Below are 21,023 nucleotides of genomic sequence, written 5' to 3'. Positions count from 1 at the left end.
CGGCCGGCGGCGATCCCGTCGGCCGCCCGGAAAACAGACCGACCGCTTCATCCCTCACTCGCTGGAGTCACCGATGGCATTCGCCCGCCGCAAGACCTCCTCCTCGTCCCCCAAGCGCACCCTCCGCACCGCCGGAGCCGTCGCGGCCCTCGCCCTGGGCGCTTCGCTGATGGCCGCCCCGCCGGCCTCCGCCGCCGACAGCCCCACCACGAAGCAGCTGCTGGACGCGTGTGGCCACACGACGGACCTCTGCGAGTTCCACGCCACCGCCTACTGGACCTACACCGGTCCCAAGCACCAGGTCGGCGACACCGCCTACAACTGCGGGAGCCTGACCAACCCGCACACCGTCGGCGGGATGGACATGACCGGCTCGACCAACACCTTCGGCATCTCGATCAGCGCCGAGTACAAGTGGTTCGAGACGTTCTCCACCGAGGTCACGGCCACCTACAGCCACAGCTGGGTGGCCTCGCACACCGACACCGTGACCGACACCGTCAACATCCCGGCCGGCTACAAGGGCTGGCTCGAGCGCGGCACCTCCAAGCAGCAGGCCAAGGGCTGGTACGAGCTGCACTTCGGCAAGCGCTACTACGGCCACTACATCTGGTACATCAACAACTACCAGTCGGCCGGCTTCAACGCCGACCAGCCCAAGAAGGGCTATGTCAACTACAGGGACGCGAAGATGACCGCGGGCGAGCGCTCAGCCCACTGCCGCTGAGCCAGGACGGACAACGGCATGTGGTGCTCCGCGACCTCGGCAACCCGCTCCCGCTCCCGGCTCCGGCTCGCTGCCGCCGCCGTATGCTCGCTGGTCCTCCTGACCGGCTGTGCGGCGGGGGCGACGAGCAATCCCGACACCGTGTACGCGGACGCTGTCGGACCGACGGTGATCGGCACCGACACCTCGGCGGAGAGCCGGGTGGTGGCGGCCATGTACGGCGAACTCCTCACCGGGGCCGGGCAGAAGGTGCGGATGGCGACGACGAGCTACGCCTCGCCCTCCGCCACCGCCAAGGCCGTGGTGGCGGGCAGGATCGGGCTGGCGCCGGCGTACGAGAGCACTCTGCTGCGCACGTTCCCGGGCGGGGACACCCTGCCCGGGAACGTGTCGACGACGCTGAGTATGGCGCTGCCGATGGGCATCACCGCCCTGCCCCCGGCCGCGGCCGACCGCGGTGTCGTCCTCGCGGTCACCAGGGCCACCGCCCAGGCCCATGACCTGCACAGCCTCGCCGACCTCCCCAAGGCCGGCAGCCGCCTCACCCTCGGCGGCGCCGCCTCGAAGGACCCCGACGCCCCGACGCCCTCGTCACTGAAGAAGGCGTACGGCGTCACTCTCACCACCGCCGGCACCTCGGCCACCGCCGACGTACTGGCCCTGCGCAGCACGGACCCGTCCCTCACCGAGGACAAGCTGGTCGTGCTGACCGACCCCGAGGCCGTCATCCCGCCCGAGCACGTCTTCCCTCTCATCCAGGCCCCGTACGCGGGCCTGGCCGCAAGAAAAGCCCTGGCCCGAGTCAACTCGGCGCTGACGACAGATCAGTTGGCCGCGCTCGCCTCCTCCGTCGACGCGGGCGAGTCCCCCGCGAAGGCGGCGCGGACCTGGCTGCGCTCCAAAGGGCTGCTCAGCTGATCCCCCCTCACTCGAACAGAACGGTGACAGTGAAATGCGTGACATCAAAAGGAAGTTCGCCGTAACCGCGCTCACGGCGGCCGCCGTCCTCGGCGGCCTGGCCCTCCCCACAACGGCCAGCGCCGCCGACGGGGTCCCCGCCATACAGATCACGGTCTGCAACGACTCGAACTCGAACCTGCGGTTCTGGGTCAGGGGCTACAACCAGCACAACGAGTGGGACGACTCCCCGATCTGGGACGCCTACCCCCACACCTGCGCCACCATGTGGGACTACTGGTGGAAGAAGAACTCCTCGGTCGAACTCCACTCCCAGTTCGGCAGCGGCGCCTGGACCTGGAAGCAGAAGTACGTCCCCAATACGAAGGGCCGGACGACGACGTTCCACATGTCGTAGACCGCATGGGCGGGACTCGAAAGGGTCCCGCCCCCCCTGCTCGTCGAGACGGCATGGGCGGAAACCCGTACGGAGATGGGCACCCGCACTCATGCCTGAGCGCGCGCCCCGGTCCACGTGGAGATCACCCCTCACGGACCGATCCGCAGGGCCTCGCCATGTCGAACGCCTCCCGCCCGCGCCATCCTGCGGGACTGCCGACTCAAGGGCGACGGAGTTCACCAGGCCACCAGGCCATGCTCGGCATCGCCCGACTGCACAACCTGGCCCTCACTGGATAACTCCCATCCCATACGGGACAACCTCTAGCTGCACAGGCTCCCCTCGGGCAGATGGCCCGACGGTTCGGTCGGACGGTAGGGGGCTTGCATGAGCTGATCGGACGCCTGCTGATCAGACTGCGGGACTCGGCGGTCGGGCCCAGTCGCGTGAGGAGCTGTTGGGCCGGACGGGCCCGCAGCACTCGGCTCTGGTCTGGGAGGATGCCGAAAACGTCCCGGTTCATTGCCAGGGCGGGGCCCACCAGCAGGGGACCTCAACCCCGGCGAGATCGTCACCGACGTCCAGTCCAGTCCCGCCCCGTCCCGCCTGTCCCTCGATGTCACCGGCGCCTCCACCACCGACGGCGCCCCGGTCCAGCTGTGGACCTGCAGCGGCGGCACCAAGCAGAGGCCGAACCCCAACTGATTCCACCCCCTGTCCGGGCCGGGCACACGCCCCAGCCCGGACACGGCGAAAACTCCGACGGGCACGCGACCCCTTGTCAGGGTCATGACCCTCTTCTACAGTCCCGGATACGGAGACTGTGGGAGCGCTCCCACAATGGGGGTGCTCCAGCGCTCACTCCGGGAGGAGTCCCACAGGAACGTCACGGCGCCCCGTCACGAAGAAGGCGGATCCCCCATGCAGCTTCTTTCGATCCACCGCTCGCCCGCCCGAAAGCGCATTGCGGTGTTGCTGGCAGCGCTTTGCTGTGCCGCGTTACCCGTCGTGGCCGCGGCCGCCCAGCCGCCCGTGGCGAGCGCCGCCGCCACTGAGGTCTTGGGGAACGGGGAAGGTCAGCGTCGACACGTCCGTCGCCTACAGCGGCACCAGGTCGCTGCGCGTCGACGGCGGCGCCGGCTACTGCAACCACGTCTTCGCAGCCTCCACCCGCGATCTGTCCTCCGTCGGGCCCGTGGTGTACGTGCGGATGCGGGTCCGGCACACCACCGCCCTGCCCATCAACCACGTCACCTTCGTGTCCATGCCGGACGCCTCACAGGGCAGCAAGGCGCTGCGCGTCGGCAGGCAGAACGGCGCGCTGCAGTGGAACCGCGAGAGCGACGACGCGACGCTGCCGGAACAGAGCCCGGCGGGTGTCACGCTCAGCACCCCGCTGGCGACCGGCCGGTGGCTGTGCCTGCGGTACCAGATCGACACCACCGCCCAGTCCATGCGCACCTGGGTCGACGACCAGGAGATCGCCGGACTGCGCGTGGACGGGGTGCCGACCCAGAACGTCGACGGGCAGTGGCTCGCCCGCAGGACCCCTCCCCGCCCCACCGGCCTGCGCCTGGGCTGGGAGAGCTACAGCACCGGGGACGACACTCTCTGGTTCGACGACGTGGCCCTGGGCCCCTCACCGATCGGCTGCTGACGCCCGCATGGAATGTGCCGGGACGACAGGATCTGAACGCGCGACAGTTGTCGATTCCTTGATCCGTACGGCGCGCAGCACCCGCCTGGTGGACCGGTCAGCTGCAGGCCCTCGGCCTGGGCCCTGGCTCACCCGTCCGTCGATCAGATGGGTATCGAGCTCATCGATCCCTTACTCAACAAGGAGATCAGGTGAAACGTCGTCACACCTTGATAGCCACCGGCGCCGCCGGTGCACTGATCCTGGGTGGCCTTGCCATCGCCACCCTGCCCGCATCGGCAGCCGCCACCGGCTGCTCGGTCGCGTACAAGGTGCAGAGCGAATGGCCGGGAGGGTTCACCGCGGACCTGGCCATCACCAATCTCGGCTCCCCCGTGCGAGGGTGGACCGCGACGTTCGACTTCCCGAACTCCGACCAGAAGGTCACCAACGGCTGGAGTGCCACCTGGGCACAGTCCGGAACCCACGTGTCCGCCACCAACCTCGACTGGAACGGGACGCTGGACACGGGCGGGTCGGCGTCCATCGGGTTCAACGGTGCGTGGAAGGGCGCCAATCCGCAACCCGCATCGGTTGCGCTCAACGGCGTGACCTGTACCGGCTCGGTGACATCCCCGACCCCCAGCCCCACCACCACTCCGACCGGCGGTCCCAGCGGTCCGGCCCCGGAGCTGAAGGTTTCCGGCAACAAGATCGTCACCGCGAGCGGCAAGCCGTACCGGCTGCTGGGCGTGGACCGCTCCAGCGGTGAATACGCTTGTGTTCAGGGCAAGGGACTGTGGGACGGCGGCCCGGTCGACCAGGCTTCCGTCGACGCGATGAAGACCTGGAACATCCACGCGGTGCGTGTGCCGTTGAACGAGGAATGCTGGCTCGGCCTCAACGGCTCGCCCAAGGGGACCGCTTACCAGCAGGGCGTCAAAGATTACGTCAACCTGCTGGTCGCCAATGGCATCACCCCGATCCTCGACCTGCACTGGACGCGGGGCGCCTATACCAACGGGCCGGAGTGGCACTGCAAGGACGCCACCGCGACCTGCCAGAAACCCATGCCGGACGCGCAGTACGCCCCCCAGTTCTGGACCGGTGTCGCCAACACCTTCAAGGGCAATGACGCCGTCGTCCTCGATCTGTTCAACGAGCCGTACCCGGAGATCGCCGCCGGCTGGGACAAGACCGTCGGCTGGCAGTGCTGGCGCGACGGCGGCACCTGCACGGGCCTCCCGTACGAGACGGCCGGCATGCAGGACCTCGTCGACGCGGTCCGGGCCACCGGCGCGACCAACGTCCTCATGCTGGGTGGCCTTGAGTGGGCCAACGACATGCGCGAGTGGCTGACGCACATGCCGAACGACCCGCTGAACAACCTCGCCGCGTCCTGGCATTCGTACAGCTTCAACGCCTGTGCGACAGTGTCCTGCTGGGACAGCCAGGTCGCGCCGCTCGCCCAGCACGTGCCGGTCGTCATCGGTGAGTTCGGCCAGGACAACTGCGGCTTCGACTACATGCAGCAGTTGGTGGACTGGGCCGACGCGCACAACATGAGTTATCTCGCGTGGACCTGGAACCCCTGGGGCTGCAGCAATGGTGGCGTACTCATCAAGGACTGGGCGGGCACCCCGGAGCCCGGCGTCGGAGAGGGTCTGAAGGCCCACCTGATCAGCCAAGACCCCTACTCGACCCCATAACCGAGTGCCCAGGTTCTCGCCCGGGTCGTCGACGGCGCACCGGCCGGTGCGGAGATCGTGCTGGTCGGTGTCTGCCTGCGCCCCGACACGGTCGACCCCGGGGTGGTGGTCGGCAGGGAACTGGACATGTACGGGCCGTTCGGCGGCAGCCCGGGTGAGTACCGCCAGACGTTCATGGTCGGGCCCGTGGTCGCCCCACCACGGCAGTCCGGCCCGGCCGTGTGCCGCCCCCTGGCAATGAGCCTTCTTCAACTTGAAGGCCGGGTTGGAGATCGGCTCCTGTAGCCTCCGGCGCATGTCTTCCGCGCTGGACCACGCGATGATCGACAAGATTGCGGCCGAGATCGACGATGAGCTGATCGGGATGCGCCGCGACATCCACCGGCATCCCGATCTTGCCGGTGAGGAGCGGCGCACATCAGCACTGGTCGCCGAGCGGCTTCGCGCCGCGGGTCTGGCCGTCGTAACCGGCGTGGGCGGCCATGGTGTGGTGGCGGTGCTCGACGGTGCGGGCGAGGGCCCGACCGTCGCCTACCGGGCCGACATGGACGCGGTCGACGACGACGAACTGTTCGACTGTGCCTTCGCCTCGCAGGTCCCGGGGGCGGCCCACCTGTGCGGCCACGACCTGCACACGGCGATCGGGGTGGGTATCGCCTTGGTCCTCGCACGGCTGCGGAAGCAGCTGAACGGCCGGGTCGTCTTCGTCTTCCAGCCGGCCGAGGAGACGTGCGAGGGCGCCCGGGCGATGATCGAGGACGGGGTCCTGGAGCGGACCGCGCCGCGGGAGATCTACGCGCTGCACTGCGGCTCCAATCCAGTCGGCACGTTCGCGGTCGGGCCGGGTCAGCCGGGGCAAGACCGCTTCCGGATCGAGCTGGCGGGGCCGGGCGCCGCCGACGACGCCAAGCGGCTCGTCGCCATGATCGACGGATTGTCGACTGTCGGGCGCCCGCAGACGCCCGGACAGCTCCAGCAGCTCATGGACGACATGCAGACCCCGGACGGCCCGCTGGCGCGCTTTGTCTACGCCCTGTCCCATTCGAGCTCTGGCGATGATGGCGCGCGCGTGCACGCCTATCTGCGGGCCTGGCCTGAGAGCCGGTACGCCGAGATCCGTGAGGAGGTGCGGCGCTGGGTGGATGCGCTGCCCCGTGGGCGGGTGGAGTTCACCGAGCCTCCGTTGCCCGCCATGGTGTGCTCGCCGGAGCTCAACGCGGCGGCAGCCTCGTACCTGCGAGGCGCCCTGGGTGCGGACGCGGTCATGCTGTTGCACGCGGCGTATCCGTTCAACGGCGAGGACTTCGCGTACTTCCTGCACCAGGTGTCCGGAGCGATGTTCTACCTCGGCGTCGCCAACCCGGAAGCGGGCATCAACGGGGTCCCCCACTCCCCGGACTTCGCCGCCGACGAGCACGCGATCGGTATCGGGGTCCGCGCGATGGCGGGGTTCCTGTCACACCGTCTCGATGCCCTCGCCTGAGCTGCATCCCGGTCGGCCGGGCGGCGCACCTCGCCAACGTGAGATGCAAAAATGCTCACCGAGCCCTTTCCAACCCGGTACCTCAGTCGGGGAGTTGGGCTGACAGCGTGGTGAAGCCCCTGGTAGATGGGTTTTCGACCAAAAGAACCGTCTCCACCAGAGGCTTCACGTGCTTGTCTACCCGTCGGGCGTCGACGTGCCCGGCTCTGCCCTTCGCTTCCTCGCGCAGCAGTTGCGGCGGCACCGCCGTGCGATCGGCTCCCGTTGGCGGCGCCTGAGTGCGGGCCGCCAGGCTCTGCTCACGCTCGCCCACCTGCGGGTGGGGCACACGTACGCTCAGCTTGCGGCAGGGTTCGGTGTCGGCACCACGACGGCCTATCGCTACGTCACCGAGGCCGTCGACCTCCTGGCCGCTCTCGCTCCCAGCCTGGCAGACGCGGTGCGGACTGCTTCGGTGAAGGCGTATCTGAAGCTGGACGGCACACTGCTGCCGATCGACCGCATCGCCGCGGACCGGCCGTTCCACTCGGGCAAGCACAAGAGGCACGGGATGAACGTGCAGGTCCTCGCCGACCCCTTCGGCCGACTGCTGTGGGCCTCACCTCCCCTGCCCGGCGCCGTCCACGACATCCGCGCGGCCCGCGAACACGGCATCCTCGACACCCTCGCCGGCGTCGGCATCCCGTGCTGGGCGGACAAGGCCTACCGGGGCGCCAGCGGCACGATCCGCACCCCGTACCGGGGCGGGTGGGAGACCCTCTCCACCGGCAGAAGGCGGTGAACCAGGCCGTCCTCACCCTTCATCTGACCAGCTCAGAGTGAGGATGGAAAACGCTCACTGCCCGACTACCACCGCCGCCGCTTCGCGTTCGACCTGGTCCACGGGAACAACCCGCCCCGCTCATCGTGCGGCCGGACTCCGGCGGCTACCTGGCGGCCTGACCCCGCCGCCGGACCTGACGGCCCAGAGACGGCCCGACCCCACCAAAAAGCCCCCGCCCTGCCAAGAAACCGCAGGTCGGGGGCTTATCAGCGTCGCGTTACTTCTTCTTGCCCTGGTTCTTGACCGCCTCGATCGCCGCCGCGGCGGCCTCCGGGTCGAGGTACGTGCCTCCGGGCTTCACCGGCTTGAAGTCGGCGTCGAGCTCGTACGCCAGCGGGATGCCCGTCGGGATGTTCAGGCCCGCGATGTCGGCGTCGGAGATGCCGTCGAGGTGCTTGACGAGGGCGCGGAGGGAGTTGCCGTGGGCGGCGACGAGGACCGTGCGGCCGGCGAGGAGGTCGGGGACGATGCCGTCGTACCAGTACGGCAGCATGCGGCCGACGACGTCCTTGAGGCACTCCGTGCGGGGGCGGATCTCCGGCGGGATCGTCGCGTAGCGCGCGTCCGAGGCCTGGGAGAACTCCGAGTCGTCCGCGAGCGGGGGCGGCGGGGTGTCGTAGGAGCGGCGCCACAGCATGAACTGCTCCTCGCCGAACTCGGCGAGGGTCTGGGCCTTGTCCTTGCCCTGGAGGGCGCCGTAGTGGCGCTCGTTGAGGCGCCAGCTGCGGTGGACCGGGATCCAGTGGCGGTCCGCGGACTCCAGGGCGAGCTGGGCGGTGCGGATGGCGCGCTTCTGGAGGGACGTGTGGACCACGTCGGGGAGCAGGCCGGCGTCCTTGAGCAGCTCACCGCCGCGGACTGCCTCCTTCTCGCCCTTCTCGTTGAGGTTGACGTCCACCCAGCCGGTGAACAGGTTCTTCGCGTTCCATTCGCTCTCGCCGTGGCGGAGGAGGATCAGCTTGTACGGTGCGTCGGCCATGCGTATGAGCGTAAACGAAGGCTTTGATCCGTTGGGCGTCCGCCCGTCAGCCGGACAGTTGACGGGATCTGTTAATTGAGTGGTCCTCGCCCCCACCAGGCTCGTAATGTTTGCTCGCCGCCCGAGCCTCTTACATCCGGGCCTCTTGCCGAGCCGATCGCATCCGTGGGGGATCCGTCATGTCCGTCGCCGCCCTGAGACGTGCCACCCGCGAGACGGTCTCCGGCCTCCCCCGTGAGTTCTGGTGGTTGTGGACCAGCACGCTGGTCAACCGGCTGGGCGCCTTCGTCGCCACCTTCATGGCCCTCTACCTGACCCTCGACCGCGGCTACTCCGCCTCGTACGCCGGTCTCGTCGCCTCGCTGCACGGCCTGGGCGGGGTGATCTCCTCGCTGGGCGGCGGGGTGATGGCGGACCGGCTCGGGCGCCGGCCCACCCTGCTCATCGCCCAGGCGTCGACCGCCGCGTCCGTCGCCCTGCTCGGCTTCGTGCACCACCCCCTCGCCATCGCCGGTGTCGCCTTCCTCGTCGGGATGGCCTCCAACGCCTCCCGGCCGGCCGTGCAGGCGATGATGGCCGACATCGTGCGGCCCGAGGACCGGGTGCGGGCCTTCTCGCTCAACTACTGGGCCATCAACCTCGGGTTCGCCGTCTCCTCCATGGCGGCCGGGTTCATCGCGGAGGTCAGCTACCGGGCCGGGTTCCTGCTCGAGGCGGGGATGACGGCCGTCTGCGCGGTCGTGGTGTTCCTGCGGCTGCCCGAGTCACGGCCCGTGGCTCGGAAGCCTGAGCCAGGGGTCGGGGTACGCGCGACCGACGACGTCCGCCTCGGTGACGTCCTTCGCGACGGGCGGTTCATGAGCGTCGTCGGGCTGTCCTTCCTCGTCGCCCTCGTCTTCCAGCAGGGCGCGGTCGGCCTGCCGGTGGCCATGGGCGCGGCCGGGTTCACGCCCGCCGACTACGGCATGGCGATCGCCGTCAACGGCGTGCTGATCGTCGTGCTGCAGATCCCGGTCACCCGGTTCATCGAGCACCGGGACACCAGGCGGTTGCTCATCGTGTCGTCCCTCCTCGCGGGATACGGCTTCGGCCTCACCGCCTTCGCCGGGTCGATCGGCGTGTTCGCCCTCACGGTGTGCGTGTGGACACTGGGCGAGATGATCAACGCGCCCACGCAGACCGGGCTGGTCGTCCGGCTGTCGCCGGCCAACGGGCGAGGCCGGTACCAGGGCATGTACACCCTGTCCTGGTCGGTCGCCGCGCTGGTGGCACCCCTGATGTCCGGAGTCGTCATCGACCGCTACGGCGCCGAGTGGCTGTGGGGGCTGTGCGCGGTCGTCGGGACGGCGGCCGCGGTCGGGTTCGGGGTGCTGATGCGGCGGCTTCCGGCGGAGGGAAAGACGGTTGCCGACGCCACCCCCGCCGGTACGGAACCCGAGGTCCGGACGGCCTGACGCGCCGACTCCCTGCTGAGGCCACACCCCACGCGGTATACAAGGAGGTGCGGTACGGGGGCCGTTGGGGCCGCTGGGGTGGGAGACGGGCGTGACCGACAATTCCGAGTTGATCTTCGTCAGTCATGCCGGACATGACAGCCAGTGGGCGGAGTGGGTGGCCTGGCACCTCCAGGAGGCCGGGTACGGGATCGAGCTCGACCTGTGGCACTGGCGTTCCGGCGAGGACTTCGTGCAGAAGATGAACGCGGCGTTGGAGCGGGCGTCCGCCGTCGTGGCGCTCTTCTCCCCGCAGTACTTCGCCCCGGGCCGGTACACCGAGGAGGAGTGGACCGCCGCCGTGGCCGGCCGGGACCGCTTCGTCCCGCTGGTCGTCGAGCCCCTGGAGCCGGGCCAGCTGCCCGCGCTCCTTCGGCCACGCATCCGTCAGCAGATGCACGACCTGGACGAGGAGGCGGCGCTCAAGGCCCTGCTCGAAGCGGTGCGGGGGCGGGAGGTCCCGACCACCTCGCCGGCCTTTCCCGGCACGGCGCCCCTGGCAGTCAAGCGCACCGGCTCGTCGACTTCGCAGAGCCTCCAGCCCCGCTTCCCGTCCGCCACCCACGATCCCGTCGTGTGGGACGTACGCCAGCGGCGCAACCCGCACTTCACCGGCCGCGACGAGGTCATCGAGAAGGTGCGCGGCGGTCTGCTCGGCGAGCGCCGGGCCGCCGTACGCGCACTCCACGGGCCGGGCGGCGTCGGAAAGACCCAGGTGGCGCTGGAGTACGCGCACCGCTTCGCCGGACAGTACGACCTGGTGTGGTGGGTCGACGCCGAGCAGGTCGAGCAGGTCCCGGCCCGGTACGCGGAGCTCGCGGCCCGGGTCGACGTGGCCAAGCCGGACGCCGGCGCCGAGATCAACGCCCGGTACGCGCTGGAGTACCTGCGCACCCACGACCGGTGGCTCATCGTCCTGGACAACGCCGAGGACCCGCGGCAGCTGCGCACCTGGCTGCCCGAGGGACCCGGCCACGTGCTCATCACGGCGCGCGACCCGGCCTGGAACAAGATCGTGACGGGTCTTCCCCTGGGTGTGTTCAGCCGTACGGAGTCGCTGGCCTACCTGAACGGCCAGCTGCCCACGCTGACCGACCGGACGGCCGACGCGCTGGCCGAAGCCCTCGGTGACCTGCCGCTCGCGCTGGCACACGCCGCGGGTGCGCTCGGCGAGGGGACACCGCCCGACCACTATCTCCAGCTGCTCAGGACCAACACCGCCGAGCTCCTCAACGACGGAGAGGTGTACGACTATCCGGTCTCGGTGGCGGCCACGGTCACGATCGCCGCGGACCGTCTGGAGGCCGGCCGCCCCGAGGCGGCGGCCCTGCTGCGTCTGGCTGCGTTCCTCGGGTCCGAGCCCATTCCGACGTCGTGGCTCGTCCAGGCACGCGGGGGGCTGACCAGCATCCCCGGCGACCCGCACGACATCCGCTGGCCGCGCAACGCGCTCCAGCCACTCGCCCAGTACGGGCTGGCGGTCGTCGGGCCGGACGCGTTCCAGGTGCACCGGCTCACGCAGGCTGTCGTGCGTCACGGCACCGCCGACCAGGCAGCGAGCACGGTGCCGGACGTGGCCGCGCTGCTGGCCGTCGTCGATCCAGGCGACCCCGAACTGCCCAGGACCTGGCCGGAGTGGGCTTCGCTCACCCAGCATCTGACGGCGACGCTGGACGCGACGATCGACAGAGCCGAACTGCGGCCGACGTACCTGAAGGCCGCCAGGTATCTCGTGCGCAACGCCCAGCCCGAGGCGGCCCACGGCCTCGCCTCGATCATGCACGAGAAGTGGAAGGTCTCCCTGGGCGAGGACGCTCCCGACACGCTGCGCGCGGCCCACCTGCTGCCCGTGGCACTGAACGACATGCAGGCGTACGACAAGTCCCTGCCCCTCGTCAGGGATCTCCTGGAAAAACGTCGCAGAGTGCTCGGGGAGGACCATCCCGACACACTGAGCGCGACCCACGATCTCGGCATCGCTCTGGGCAATCTGGGCAGCCACGACGCGGCGTACCCGATCCTCAAGGACGTCGCGGCGCGTCGCCAGTCGGCACTGGGCGAAGACCACGTCGAGGCACTTCGCTCCGTCTCCAGCACCGGGTACAGCCTGTATCGACTCGGCCGCCTCGACGAGGCTCACCAGGTGCTGACGGACGTCTCGGCGCGGTACCGGCGCGCGTTGCAGGAGGACCACCCCGACGCTCTCGACGCCACGAGTTTCATGGGCATGGTCCTCGCTCGGCTCGGCAGATACGCCGAAGCCCTGGACAGGCTGACGGAGGTTCTCGAACTACGCCGACAACTGCTCGGCGACAGGCACACGACAACGCTCCACAGCGCCCAGAGCCTCGCCAAGACACTTATCGACACCGGCCAGCACGCCGAGGCGGAGAAACTCCTGCGGCTCACCAGGGTTCACGTCCGGGAATCCCTCGGAACCGAGCACGCCCTGTACATCCTCGTCACCCGCGATCTGGCCGACGCCTTGGAGCCGCAGGGCAAGACCCGCGACGCACATCGGCTGCGTGCGTCCCTCAAACGGAAGGGGCCTCAGAAGAAGAACACCCGCTGACCTCACGGATGCATCCGCGCCCCCTTCACCACCTTGTCCACCGCGTTCCGCGGCCCGTACACCGCGAGCCCCACCAGATCCAGCTCCCCCGTCGTCACGGCCCGTACGGCCGCCCGGTTGTCGCGGTCGTTCCCCGTCGCGAAGAGGTCGGACGTGAACAGCGCCCGCGGCAGCGCACGCGACAGCACGCGCGCGTGGGCCGCCTCCAACGTCTCCTTCGACGCCTCGAAGACCATCACCGGCTGGCGGAACATCGGCAGGTAGGGCACGCCGTCGGCGTCCTCGTACGGCTCGCCGATCACCTCCGGGAGCTGCGTGCCCAGGCCGCTGACCAGGAAGGCGGTGACGTTCAGGCGCTGCCAGGGTTCCAGGTCCTCCCGCAGCAGGACGGCGATCTTGGTGTCGAAGCGGATCGGTTCGGCGTTCATGCCATGAGACTGCCGACCGCCCCACGGCACCGTCTTGTACGTTCTTTGCATGGCCGCTCGGCGTGACGTCTCCGCCTGGCGCCCGACCGTGCCGGGCGTCGTGGAGGTCTTCCACGCCCATTTCACGGAGTACGCCTATCCCATGCACGTCCACGAGGCATGGACGCTGCTCATCGTGGACGACGGTGCCGTGCGGTACGACCTCGACCGGCACGAGCACGGGACCCCGCACGACACGGTGTCCCTGTTGCCGCCGCACGTGCCGCACAACGGCTCGCCGGCGACCGCTGAGGGCTTCCGCAAGCGGGTGCTCTACCTGGACGGCACGCATCTCCCCGACAACCTCATCGGTGCCGCCGTCGACGGGCCGGATCTGCGGGATCCCGTACTGCGGCGGCGGGTCGGGCAGGTGCACGCCGCGCTCGCCCGGCCCGGGGACGAGCTGGAGGCGGAGAGCAGGCTGACGCTGGTCGGCGAACGGCTGCGGACGCGACTGCGGCCGAGCGCCGCCGCGCCGGTGCCGCGCCGCGATCCGGTCGTCGCCCGGCGGCTGCGCGAGCTGCTCGACGAACGGGTCGTCGAGGGGCTCGCGCTCGGCGAGGCCGCCCGGCTCGTCCAGGCTCATCCCGCCCATCTCGTACGGGCGTTCAGTGGTGCCTACGGCATCGCCCCGCACCAGTATCTGAACGCCCGCCGCGTCGACCGGGCCCGCCGCCTGCTGCTCGCGGGACACGGGCCGGCCGACGTCGCCGCGGCCACCGGCTTCCACGACCAGGCTCATCTCACCCGGCACTTCAGGAAGTTGGTGGGGGTGCCGCCGGGGCGCTACCGCGCCAGCGGGGCCGGTGTCATCTGACGCCGACCGGGTGCGGACGTCCGTTCGAGAGATCGGCGGAAGCCGTCCGTCCTGTGGTCGTCGCCGGTTAGCGTCGCCTCCATGGAAAATCCACAAGCGTCACAGGGAATGCAGGATCCGCAGGACACACCGGAGAGTGGAGAACTTGGTGCCGCGTCCGGCCCGCGCGCGTTAAGGGCCAGACGCATATCGACCGCCGTCGCCGGAGCCGCGACCCTGGTGGCTCTCAGCGTCGGCGCGGCCCTCGCCGCGAGCTCGGACGACGGCCCCGCGCCGAGCCCGATCTCGACGTCGACCACGCCGGCCGACGAACCGACGGCCGAACCGCCCGACGGGGGTTCCGGGGGCTCCGGCAGCGGTGGCTCGACCGGTGGCTCGACCGGTGGCGGCGACCCCGCCCCGAGCCCCACCGGCCCGACGGGTCCGGGCGACCCGCCGATCTCCGAGCCCCCGGCCACCCCGACCGCGGCCCCGACCGACCTGGAGGAGCTGAACCGGCGGATCGCGGAGCTCGACCGGAAGGTCGACGAGCTGCCCACCAAGAAGGAACTGGCCGACGCGCTGCGGGCGTTCGCCGACGAGCTCGACAAGTCCGAGTCCGAGCCCGAGTCGTAGCCTGAGGCCCGGCCCGAGCCAGGTCTACCGGGGCACCGCCCGGCGCCCCGCCCCAGGGTCAGTTCGCAGCCCGGCCCGGGATCAGTCCGCAACCCGGCCCCGGGATCAGTCCGCAGCCCGGCCCCGGGATCAGTCCGCGGTCCGGCGCGTCAGGTGGGCGAACGCGTCGAGGTTGTGGGTCGGCTCGCCCCGGGACACCCGCCACTCGTACTCCTTGCGGATGGCGGAGGCGAAGCCCAGTTCCAGGAGGGTGTTGAAGCTGCCGTCGGCGGCCTCCAGCACCTGGCCCAGGATCCGGTCGATCTCGTCGGCCGTGACGGCGGCCAGGGGGAGCTTGCCGGTGACATAGACGTCGCCGAGGGAGTCGACGGCGTAGCTCACGCCGTACAGCTTCAGGTTGCGTTCGAGGAGCCAGCGGTGGACGCCGGACTCGTTCTCGTCGGGGTGGCGGATGACGAAGGCGTTCAGGGAGAGGGAGTGGCGGCCCACCAGGAGGGAGACCGTCGTCGACAGCTTGCGGGTGCCGGGGAGCTTCACGACGTAGTTGCCGGGGGCGGGGGTCTCCCACTCGAGTTCGGCATCCTCGAGGACCCCCTCGATGACCTGTGCCGCCTTCTCCACGTCAGCCATGGTGGGAGCGTACGCGACGCCGGTAGGCCTGGGCGGCGGCCGTGTAGACGTCCGCCGTCGCCGCGGCCGCGGTGTCCCAGCCGAAGGACTGGGCGTGCCGGGCGGCGGCCGCGCCCATCCGGGCGGCCAGCTGTGGATCGTCGGCGAAACCGCCCAGCACGCGCGCGTAGTCGGCGGGATCGTGCCCTCGTACGAGGACGCCGGTCCGTCCGTCGTCCACGGCCACCGGCAGCCCGCCGACGGCGGCCGCGAGCACCGGTGTGCCGGCCGCCTGGGCCTCTATGGCGACCAGCCCGAAGGACTCGCTGTAGGACGGCATCACGAGCACGGAAGCGGCCCGGAACCAGTCGGCGAGCTGCTCCTGCCCGACGGGCGGGTGGAACCGTACGACGTCGGCGATACCGAGACGCGCGGCGAGCTTCTGCAGGCCCTCCGGCTTGGCGAGGCCACTGCCGCTGAGGCCGCCGACGACGGGCACGAGGAGGCGGGAGCGCAGGTCGGGGCGCTCGTCCAGCAGCACGGCCACCGCGCGCAGGAGCACGTCCGGAGCCTTGAGGGGCTGGATACGGCCCGCGAAGAGGGGAATCAGGGCGTCCTGCGGGAGACCGAGGCGGGCACGGGCGGCGGCACGGCCGTCGGCGGGGCGGAAGCGCTCGAGGTTGACGCCCGGGTGGACCACGGCGACGTTGTCCCGGTCGGCGGCGTAGTGCCGTACGAGCTCCTCGGCCTCCTCGGCCGTGTTCGCGATCAGGCGGTCGGCGGCGGCGACGATCTGGGTCTCGCCGATGACGCGGGCGGCCGGCTCGGGGGTGTCGCCGTCGGCCAGGTTGGCGTTCTTGACCTTGGCCATGGTGTGCATGGCGTGCACCAGGGGGGCGCCCCAGCGCTGGGCGGCGAGCCAGCCGACGTGGCCGGAGAGCCAGTAGTGGGAGTGCACCAGGTCGTAGTAGCCGGGACGGTGGCCCGCCCAGGCCTGCATCACGCCGTGCGTGAAGGCGCACAGCTGGGCGGGGAGCTCCTCCTTGGCGAGGCCCTCGTAGGGGCCGGCGTCGATGTGCCGGACGAGGACGCCCGGCGCGAGTTCGACGGTCGGGGGGACGGCGGCCGTCGTGGACCGCGTGAAGATCTCCACCTCGATGTTGATCGCGGCGAGGCGCTGGGCGAGCTCCACGATGTACACGTTCATGCCGCCCGCGTCGCCGGTGCCCGGCTGGTGCAGCGGTGAGGTGTGCACGGAGAGCATGGCGACCCGGCGGGGCCTGCGGTGCAGCCTCAGCCGATGGGGAGCGGCCGACGAGCGCCGCCCGAGCCTGCTGACGTACTGGCTCACGCGTTCCTCCTCGCAGCGGGCATGCCGGACCGAGGGTGTGGGGCGCCCTCCACGGCAGTGCAACGCCGGAAGGGGCCGCTCCATTTCCGTCCCGCCGGGATTTGCCGAATCATTACCGGCTCTCGCTCAACCGTTCGATGACGAACTGCGTGGGCCGGGGGCGGGTGGTGCGTGGTGCTTACGGTTCCCCGTGCCCGCATACCCTCGTACGTATGACTCCGCGTGCCGCCACCCGCCCCGTGGGCACGGTGACGCGCGGGACGACCAACCCGAACCGTCTGCGGCGCATGGACCGCTGGATCGCGGCGACACACGGCGCCGAGCTGCGCCGGGCGGCGGACCCCGTCGCCGTCGACCTCGGGTACGGCGCCGCCCCCTGGACGGCCGTGGAGCTGCTCCACCGCCTGCGCACCGCCGCGCCACGCGCGCGCGTGGTGGGCGTCGAGATCGAACCGGCGCGGGTCGCGGCGGCCCGGCCGTACGAGCGCGACGGGCTGGTCTTCCGGCACGGCGGCTTCGAGATCCCGCTCTCCGGGCGGCCGCATCTCGTCCGCGCGGCCAACGTCCTGCGGCAGTACGACGAGGCCGAGGTGGCCGACGTGTGGCGGCGGCTGTGCTCCCGCCTCGCTCCGGCGACCGGCACCTCCCGCGGCGGACTGCTGGTCGAGGGGACCTGCGACGAGATCGGACGCCGGCACGTGTGGGTCGCGCTCGGCCCCGAGGGCCCGCGCACGGTCACCTTCGCGACCCGGCTGGGCTCGCTCGAGCGGCCCTCCGACCTCGCCGAGCGGCTGCCGAAGGCGCTGATCCACCGCAATGTGCCGGGCGAGCCCGTACACGCCTTCCTGCGCGACTTCGACCGCGCCTGGGCGGCCGCCGCGCCCTACGCGTCGTACGGCGCACGCCAGCGCTGGATCCGGGCGGTGCGGGACCTCACCGCCGACTGGCCGGTGACGGACGGACCGGCGCGGTGGCGGCAGGGCGAAGTGACGGTGACGTGGGGAGCCTTGGCGCCGCGGAGCTGAGCGGCCCTACTCGCACCGTCCACGGGAACGATCTCCGTGAGTCGTTCGTCACACAGGCGGGGACATCGTCATGACGGGGTGGGAAGAGGGGGAAGTACTGAGTCTGTCGTCGCATGCGACGACCTCTGTCGTTTTGCGCCGCTACGTGGCACGATCCCCCAGACGTCCGTAAGTTACTGACGGTTAATCAGGTGGGGGGCTGGGGTATGGGGACGGGCAAGCGTGGCCTGATCGCGGTGGCCGTGACGGTGGTCTGCGCGGTCACCGTGCTGGCGGCACCGGGCACGGCGTTCGCGAGCCCGGCACCTACGCCGACACCGACACCGAGCGCGGTCTCGACGCCCCTCGCCAACCAGGACCTCGAGGCCGTGCGCGAGAAGCTCGACAAGCTCTACCGCGAGGCGGCCGTCGCCACGGACGCCTACAACGCGGCCGAGGAGAAGGCGCAGAGCCAGTCCGCCCAACTCGTCGAACTGGCCAGGACGATCGTCCGGAGCAAGGAGCGGCTGGCCGAGCTGAAGGAGCGCGCGGGCGCCGCGGCCCGGGCCCAGTACCGCAGCGGCGGCCTGCCGGACGAGGCCCACCTCGTGCTGAGCGACGACCCGCAGGAGTTCCTCGACGGCGCGGGCCGGGTGCTCCAGGGCCAGCGCGCCACCAAGGGCCTGATCGCGGAAATGACCCAGACCCAGCAGGACTTGGAGCAGTACGCCAAGGACGCCTCGGCCCAGTGGAAGAAGCTGGAGTCGGGCCGCAAGGCCAAGGCGGCGGCCAAGAAGAAGATCGAGAAGCGGATCGCGGCGGCCGAGGAGCTCGAGTCCCAGCTGGAGGAGGACGAGAAGAAGCGCCTCGCCGAGCTGGAGAAGCAGGCCGCGCTCAAGGCGCAGACCGCCTGGCTCGACTCCGGGGTCCTCGACGAGATCGGCGACAAGGCGACCGCGCAGGGCAGGAAGGCGGTGGAGTACGCGACCGCGCAGCTGGGCAAGCCGTACGAATGGGGCGCCGAGGGCCCGAACACGTACGACTGCTCGGGCCTGACCTCACAGGCGTGGGCGAGCGCCGGCAGCTCCATCCCGCGCACCTCGCAGCAGCAGTGGCAGCAGCTCACCCGGGTCGGCGTCGAGGACATGCGACCCGGCGACCTGATCATCTACTTCGACGACGCGAGCCATGTCGCGCTGTACGTGGGCGACGGCGCGATCATCCACGCCCCGCGGCCGGGGCGGACGGTGACGCTCGCGGGGGCGGGATCCATGCCGATACTCGGGGTGGTGCGGCCGGACGCGTGAGGGTTGTCCCGGTTTCCACCCCGCCCGTGACGCGGGCCACGTGACCTGGCCCACGCTCAACGCCCCGCCAAACGCCCTCGGGACGTGACGTTCGTCATCCCGGTACCACCCCCGACCTGTCCAACTGCGGTAGGGAACGCGGCATATGACAGAGGCGAGCGGCCGTCCGGCGTGGCTCACGCCATTCCGTTGCGGTGCCGACAACCGCTATGGTCCCCGTCGGTAGGTCGAGGGCCCCTCGCCCTGCCATGCCCTCGGGGGGAGGGAAGGAACCCAGACGATGCCCGTACCCGTACCGCGGCAGAGAGCGATCCCGGCCGTGGAGAGTGGTCAGGCGCCGGCCGCGTCCTCAGGCGCAGGCCCCTCCAAGGAAGAGGCCCCGCGCAGGGCGGACCCGACCGGGAACACCTTGGCCGGGGACACCGGCCGCACCACCGCCGCCCAGACGAACACCGTGAACAGCGCCGCGGCCGGCCCGCTCGGCACCGCGGCCGCCACGGCCACAGCAGGCTCCTCGGCCACGGCCGGTGTCACCGACGCCGCCGCGAGGACCGGCCTGCCCGTCGGCACGCCCGGCGCCGTCGGCACGCCCGCCGCCGCCCCGAGCCCCACGCTCACCCTCCTGGTGATCGAGGACGACCCGGGCGGCTCAACCGTCGTGCCCGAGCTGCTGGACTCCGCCGGCCGGCCCATCCGCGTCCGTACGGCCCGCAACCTCACCGAGGCCGAGCGGCTTCTCACCGACGACGTCCACTGCATCCTGCTCGACCTCGCGCTGCCCGCCCCGAGCGGGCCCGCCGCCGACGACGAGCTCGCCGTGCTCAAACACGTACTGGAGCTCGCGCCCCGGCACGCCGTCCTCGCCCTCACCGCGTCCGGCGACGCCGAGCGCGGCGCCGAGGCGGTGCGGGTGGGTGCCCAGGACTACCTCTTCCGCGACGAACTGGACAGCCGGCTGCTGAGCCGGGCGCTCCGCTACGCGGTGGAGCGCAAGCGTTCGGACACGGCCGAGCGACGGCTCGCCGAGGGCCGGCTGCGCGCACAGGAGAACCGCCGCCTGGAACGCGGCCTGCTGCCGACTCCCCTGCTGGAGGGCTCCTCGCTGCGCTTCGCCGCCCGCTACCGCCCCGGCCGCTCGCGGGCCCTGCTCGGCGGCGACTTCTACGACACCGTCCGCACCCCGGACGGCACGGTCCACGCCATGATCGGCGACGTCTGCGGCCACGGCCCGGACGAGGCGGCGCTCGGCGTGGAGCTGCGCATCGCCTGGCGGGCGCTGACGCTGGCGGGCCTGTGCGGTGACGAGCTGCTCGGCACGCTGCAGCAGGTGCTGGAGCACGAGCGCTCCGACGACGAGATCTTCGCGACCCTGTGCACGGTCGACATCGCGCCCGACGGCCGGCGCGCGGGCCTGTGCCTCGCCGGACACCCTTCGCCGCTGATCGCCCGCCCCGGCCGGCCCGCCAAGCTCCTGCCGTACGACAACAACGGCCCCGCGCTCGGTCTGCTGCCGGGCGCCCGCTGGCCTCGTATGCAGGTGGAACTGGGTGCCGAGTGGAGCCTGATGCTCTACACCGACGGCCTGATCGAGGGCCGCGTCGGCGACAGCGGTGAGCGGCTCGGCCAGGACGGCATGGTGAACATGGTCCGCCGCCAGCTCGCCGAGGGCCTGCGCGGCGAACAGCTGCTGCGGGCGGCGGTCAACGAGGTCCGCGACCTCAACGGGGGCGAGCTGACGGACGACGTGGCGGTCGTGCTGCTGGACCGGATGGGCTGAACCGCCCCCGGCCCGGTCGGTCAGCGTCCGCCGTTGTACGGCCCGTAGGGTCCGTCGCTGCTGGAACCGCCTCGGCGGCTGCGGCCACCGCCCGGGAGGCTGCGGAGCGCGGGCCGTACGTCGACCATGTACACGATGGTCGCGATGAGGCCGATGATCGGAAGGAACGACAGGATCGGGAAGAGCAGGTTCACCACGAAGGCGATGCCCAGGATGATCAGCCAGAACGGCTTGGTCTTCTTGTCGGCGGCCCGATAGCCGTCCTCACGGCGTGTGGCGGCGTCGATCAACGCGAAACCGCTGAACACGATCAGGGCCATGCTCAGCAGCCACATGAAGCCTGCGAACCCCTGCATC

General features: G+C 70.9%; 18 protein-coding genes and 2 pseudogenes. 15 read left to right on the top strand and 5 right to left on the bottom strand.

The features are described from left to right. The first annotated feature begins 73 nt into the window (after positions 1-73). The 8 genes and pseudogenes from AQJ84_RS44750 to AQJ84_RS18750 form a co-directional block, all read left to right on the top strand. Positions 74-727: a hypothetical protein gene (locus AQJ84_RS44750; protein WP_030043508.1), complete on the top strand. Its 654-nt coding sequence runs from the start codon at positions 74-76 to the stop codon at positions 725-727. 18 nt (positions 728-745) lie between these two features. Continuing rightward, positions 746-1,645: a glycine betaine ABC transporter substrate-binding protein gene (locus AQJ84_RS18785; RefSeq protein WP_030043507.1), complete on the top strand. Its 900-nt coding sequence runs from the start codon at positions 746-748 to the stop codon at positions 1,643-1,645. Between the two features lie 34 nt (positions 1,646-1,679). Continuing rightward, entirely contained in the window at positions 1,680-2,042 is a 363-nt protein-coding gene (locus tag AQJ84_RS18780; protein WP_053193875.1) for a hypothetical protein, read from the top strand. 504 nt (positions 2,043-2,546) lie between these two features. Next, positions 2,547-2,729 carry an RICIN domain-containing protein gene (locus tag AQJ84_RS18775; RefSeq protein WP_030043504.1) on the top strand — a complete coding sequence of 61 codons (183 nt, stop codon included), beginning with the start codon at positions 2,547-2,549 and terminating at the stop codon, positions 2,727-2,729. A 352-nt stretch (positions 2,730-3,081) separates the two neighbouring features. Continuing rightward, positions 3,082-3,681: pseudogene (locus AQJ84_RS18770) on the top strand (cellulose-binding protein); the annotation flags it as partial. A 191-nt stretch (positions 3,682-3,872) separates the two neighbouring features. Then, the gene (locus AQJ84_RS18765) at positions 3,873-5,369 is read left to right on the top strand and encodes a cellulase family glycosylhydrolase (RefSeq protein ID WP_079022789.1); all 1,497 of its coding nucleotides are present in this window, start codon (positions 3,873-3,875) and stop codon (positions 5,367-5,369) included. 295 nt (positions 5,370-5,664) lie between these two features. Further along, entirely contained in the window at positions 5,665-6,852 is a 1,188-nt protein-coding gene (locus AQJ84_RS18755; RefSeq protein ID WP_225877394.1) for a M20 metallopeptidase family protein, read from the top strand. A gap of 169 nt (positions 6,853-7,021) precedes the next feature. Next, positions 7,022-7,627 (top strand): annotated as a pseudogene (locus AQJ84_RS18750) (transposase family protein); the annotation flags it as partial. Between the two features lie 265 nt (positions 7,628-7,892). Here the strand turns inward: AQJ84_RS18750 and AQJ84_RS18745 are convergent. Then, entirely contained in the window at positions 7,893-8,654 is a 762-nt protein-coding gene (locus tag AQJ84_RS18745; protein ID WP_030043496.1) for a phosphoglyceromutase, read from the bottom strand. A gap of 179 nt (positions 8,655-8,833) precedes the next feature. Between AQJ84_RS18745 and AQJ84_RS18740 the strand changes: the two genes are divergently transcribed. After that, a complete protein-coding gene (locus AQJ84_RS18740) occupies positions 8,834-10,108 on the top strand; it encodes an MDR family MFS transporter (protein WP_030043495.1) in 1,275 nt (424 codons plus the stop codon). 91 nt (positions 10,109-10,199) lie between these two features. Next, positions 10,200-12,719 (top strand): FxSxx-COOH system tetratricopeptide repeat protein, encoded by a 2,520-nt coding sequence (fxsT, locus tag AQJ84_RS18735; RefSeq protein WP_053193873.1) that lies wholly within the window; start codon positions 10,200-10,202, stop codon positions 12,717-12,719. A 2-nt stretch (positions 12,720-12,721) separates the two neighbouring features. Here the strand turns inward: fxsT and AQJ84_RS18730 are convergent, their stop codons facing one another. Beyond that, a complete protein-coding gene (locus AQJ84_RS18730; RefSeq protein WP_030043493.1) occupies positions 12,722-13,147 on the bottom strand; it encodes a DUF2000 domain-containing protein in 426 nt (141 codons plus the stop codon). 49 nt (positions 13,148-13,196) lie between these two features. On the opposite strand from AQJ84_RS18730, the gene AQJ84_RS18725 reads away from it, so the two are divergent. Both AQJ84_RS18725 and AQJ84_RS18720 read left to right on the top strand, forming a co-directional pair. Continuing rightward, positions 13,197-14,003 carry a helix-turn-helix transcriptional regulator gene (locus AQJ84_RS18725; protein ID WP_030043492.1) on the top strand — a complete coding sequence of 269 codons (807 nt, stop codon included), beginning with the start codon at positions 13,197-13,199 and terminating at the stop codon, positions 14,001-14,003. 219 nt (positions 14,004-14,222) lie between these two features. Further along, a complete protein-coding gene (locus AQJ84_RS18720; protein WP_225877393.1) occupies positions 14,223-14,618 on the top strand; it encodes a hypothetical protein in 396 nt (131 codons plus the stop codon). Between the two features lie 129 nt (positions 14,619-14,747). Here AQJ84_RS18720 and AQJ84_RS18715 read toward each other — a convergent pair whose 3' ends face one another. After that, positions 14,748-15,248 (bottom strand): type III secretion system chaperone family protein, encoded by a 501-nt coding sequence (locus AQJ84_RS18715; protein ID WP_053193872.1) that lies wholly within the window; start codon positions 15,246-15,248, stop codon positions 14,748-14,750. After that, positions 15,241-16,578: a D-inositol-3-phosphate glycosyltransferase gene (mshA, locus tag AQJ84_RS18710; RefSeq protein ID WP_053193869.1), complete on the bottom strand. Its 1,338-nt coding sequence runs from the start codon at positions 16,576-16,578 to the stop codon at positions 15,241-15,243. The genes AQJ84_RS18715 and mshA overlap by 8 nt, the downstream gene beginning before the upstream one ends. Before the next feature lie 212 nt (positions 16,579-16,790). Here mshA and AQJ84_RS18705 point away from each other — a divergent pair, with 212 nt between their 5' ends. The 3 genes from AQJ84_RS18705 (at position 16,791) to AQJ84_RS18695 (ending at position 20,666) form a co-directional block, all read left to right on the top strand. Further along, positions 16,791-17,603 carry a class I SAM-dependent methyltransferase gene (locus AQJ84_RS18705; protein WP_107082886.1) on the top strand — a complete coding sequence of 271 codons (813 nt, stop codon included), beginning with the start codon at positions 16,791-16,793 and terminating at the stop codon, positions 17,601-17,603. Between the two features lie 206 nt (positions 17,604-17,809). Further along, positions 17,810-18,889: a C40 family peptidase gene (locus AQJ84_RS18700; protein WP_030043486.1), complete on the top strand. Its 1,080-nt coding sequence runs from the start codon at positions 17,810-17,812 to the stop codon at positions 18,887-18,889. A gap of 280 nt (positions 18,890-19,169) precedes the next feature. Next, positions 19,170-20,666, top strand: a complete 1,497-nt coding sequence (locus AQJ84_RS18695) for a PP2C family protein-serine/threonine phosphatase (RefSeq protein ID WP_037804006.1) — start codon at positions 19,170-19,172, stop codon at positions 20,664-20,666. 20 nt (positions 20,667-20,686) lie between these two features. On the opposite strand, the gene AQJ84_RS18690 is transcribed toward AQJ84_RS18695, so the two are convergent. Further along, positions 20,687-21,022: a DUF2516 family protein gene (locus AQJ84_RS18690; RefSeq protein ID WP_030043484.1), complete on the bottom strand. Its 336-nt coding sequence runs from the start codon at positions 21,020-21,022 to the stop codon at positions 20,687-20,689. Between the last annotated feature and the right edge of the window lies 1 nt (position 21,023).

Source organism: Streptomyces resistomycificus (assembly GCF_001514265.1).
Classification (GTDB): Bacteria; Actinomycetota; Actinomycetes; order Streptomycetales; family Streptomycetaceae; genus Streptomyces; species Streptomyces resistomycificus.
This window is presented reverse-complemented; position numbering and strand designations above follow the sequence as displayed.

What these genes read in the sequence shown, in the direction of transcription:
- AQJ84_RS18705 (WP_107082886.1), top strand. Translation starts at nt 16,791, where the DNA reads ATGACTCCGCGTGCCGCCACCCGCCCCGTGGGCACGGTGACGCGCGGG.
- AQJ84_RS18785 (WP_030043507.1), top strand. Translation starts at nt 746, where the DNA reads ATGTGGTGCTCCGCGACCTCGGCAACCCGCTCCCGCTCCCGGCTCCGG.
- AQJ84_RS18690 (WP_030043484.1), bottom strand. Translation starts at nt 21,022, where the DNA reads ATGCAGGGGTTCGCAGGCTTCATGTGGCTGCTGAGCATGGCCCTGATC.
- AQJ84_RS18740 (WP_030043495.1), top strand. Translation starts at nt 8,834, where the DNA reads ATGTCCGTCGCCGCCCTGAGACGTGCCACCCGCGAGACGGTCTCCGGC.
- AQJ84_RS44750 (WP_030043508.1), top strand. Translation starts at nt 74, where the DNA reads ATGGCATTCGCCCGCCGCAAGACCTCCTCCTCGTCCCCCAAGCGCACC.
- AQJ84_RS18695 (WP_037804006.1), top strand. Translation starts at nt 19,170, where the DNA reads ATGCCCGTACCCGTACCGCGGCAGAGAGCGATCCCGGCCGTGGAGAGT.
- AQJ84_RS18725 (WP_030043492.1), top strand. Translation starts at nt 13,197, where the DNA reads ATGGCCGCTCGGCGTGACGTCTCCGCCTGGCGCCCGACCGTGCCGGGC.
- AQJ84_RS18715 (WP_053193872.1), bottom strand. Translation starts at nt 15,248, where the DNA reads ATGGCTGACGTGGAGAAGGCGGCACAGGTCATCGAGGGGGTCCTCGAG.
- AQJ84_RS18745 (WP_030043496.1), bottom strand. Translation starts at nt 8,654, where the DNA reads ATGGCCGACGCACCGTACAAGCTGATCCTCCTCCGCCACGGCGAGAGC.
- AQJ84_RS18755 (WP_225877394.1), top strand. Translation starts at nt 5,665, where the DNA reads ATGTCTTCCGCGCTGGACCACGCGATGATCGACAAGATTGCGGCCGAG.
- AQJ84_RS18700 (WP_030043486.1), top strand. Translation starts at nt 17,810, where the DNA reads ATGGGGACGGGCAAGCGTGGCCTGATCGCGGTGGCCGTGACGGTGGTC.
- AQJ84_RS18780 (WP_053193875.1), top strand. Translation starts at nt 1,680, where the DNA reads ATGCGTGACATCAAAAGGAAGTTCGCCGTAACCGCGCTCACGGCGGCC.
- AQJ84_RS18730 (WP_030043493.1), bottom strand. Translation starts at nt 13,147, where the DNA reads ATGAACGCCGAACCGATCCGCTTCGACACCAAGATCGCCGTCCTGCTG.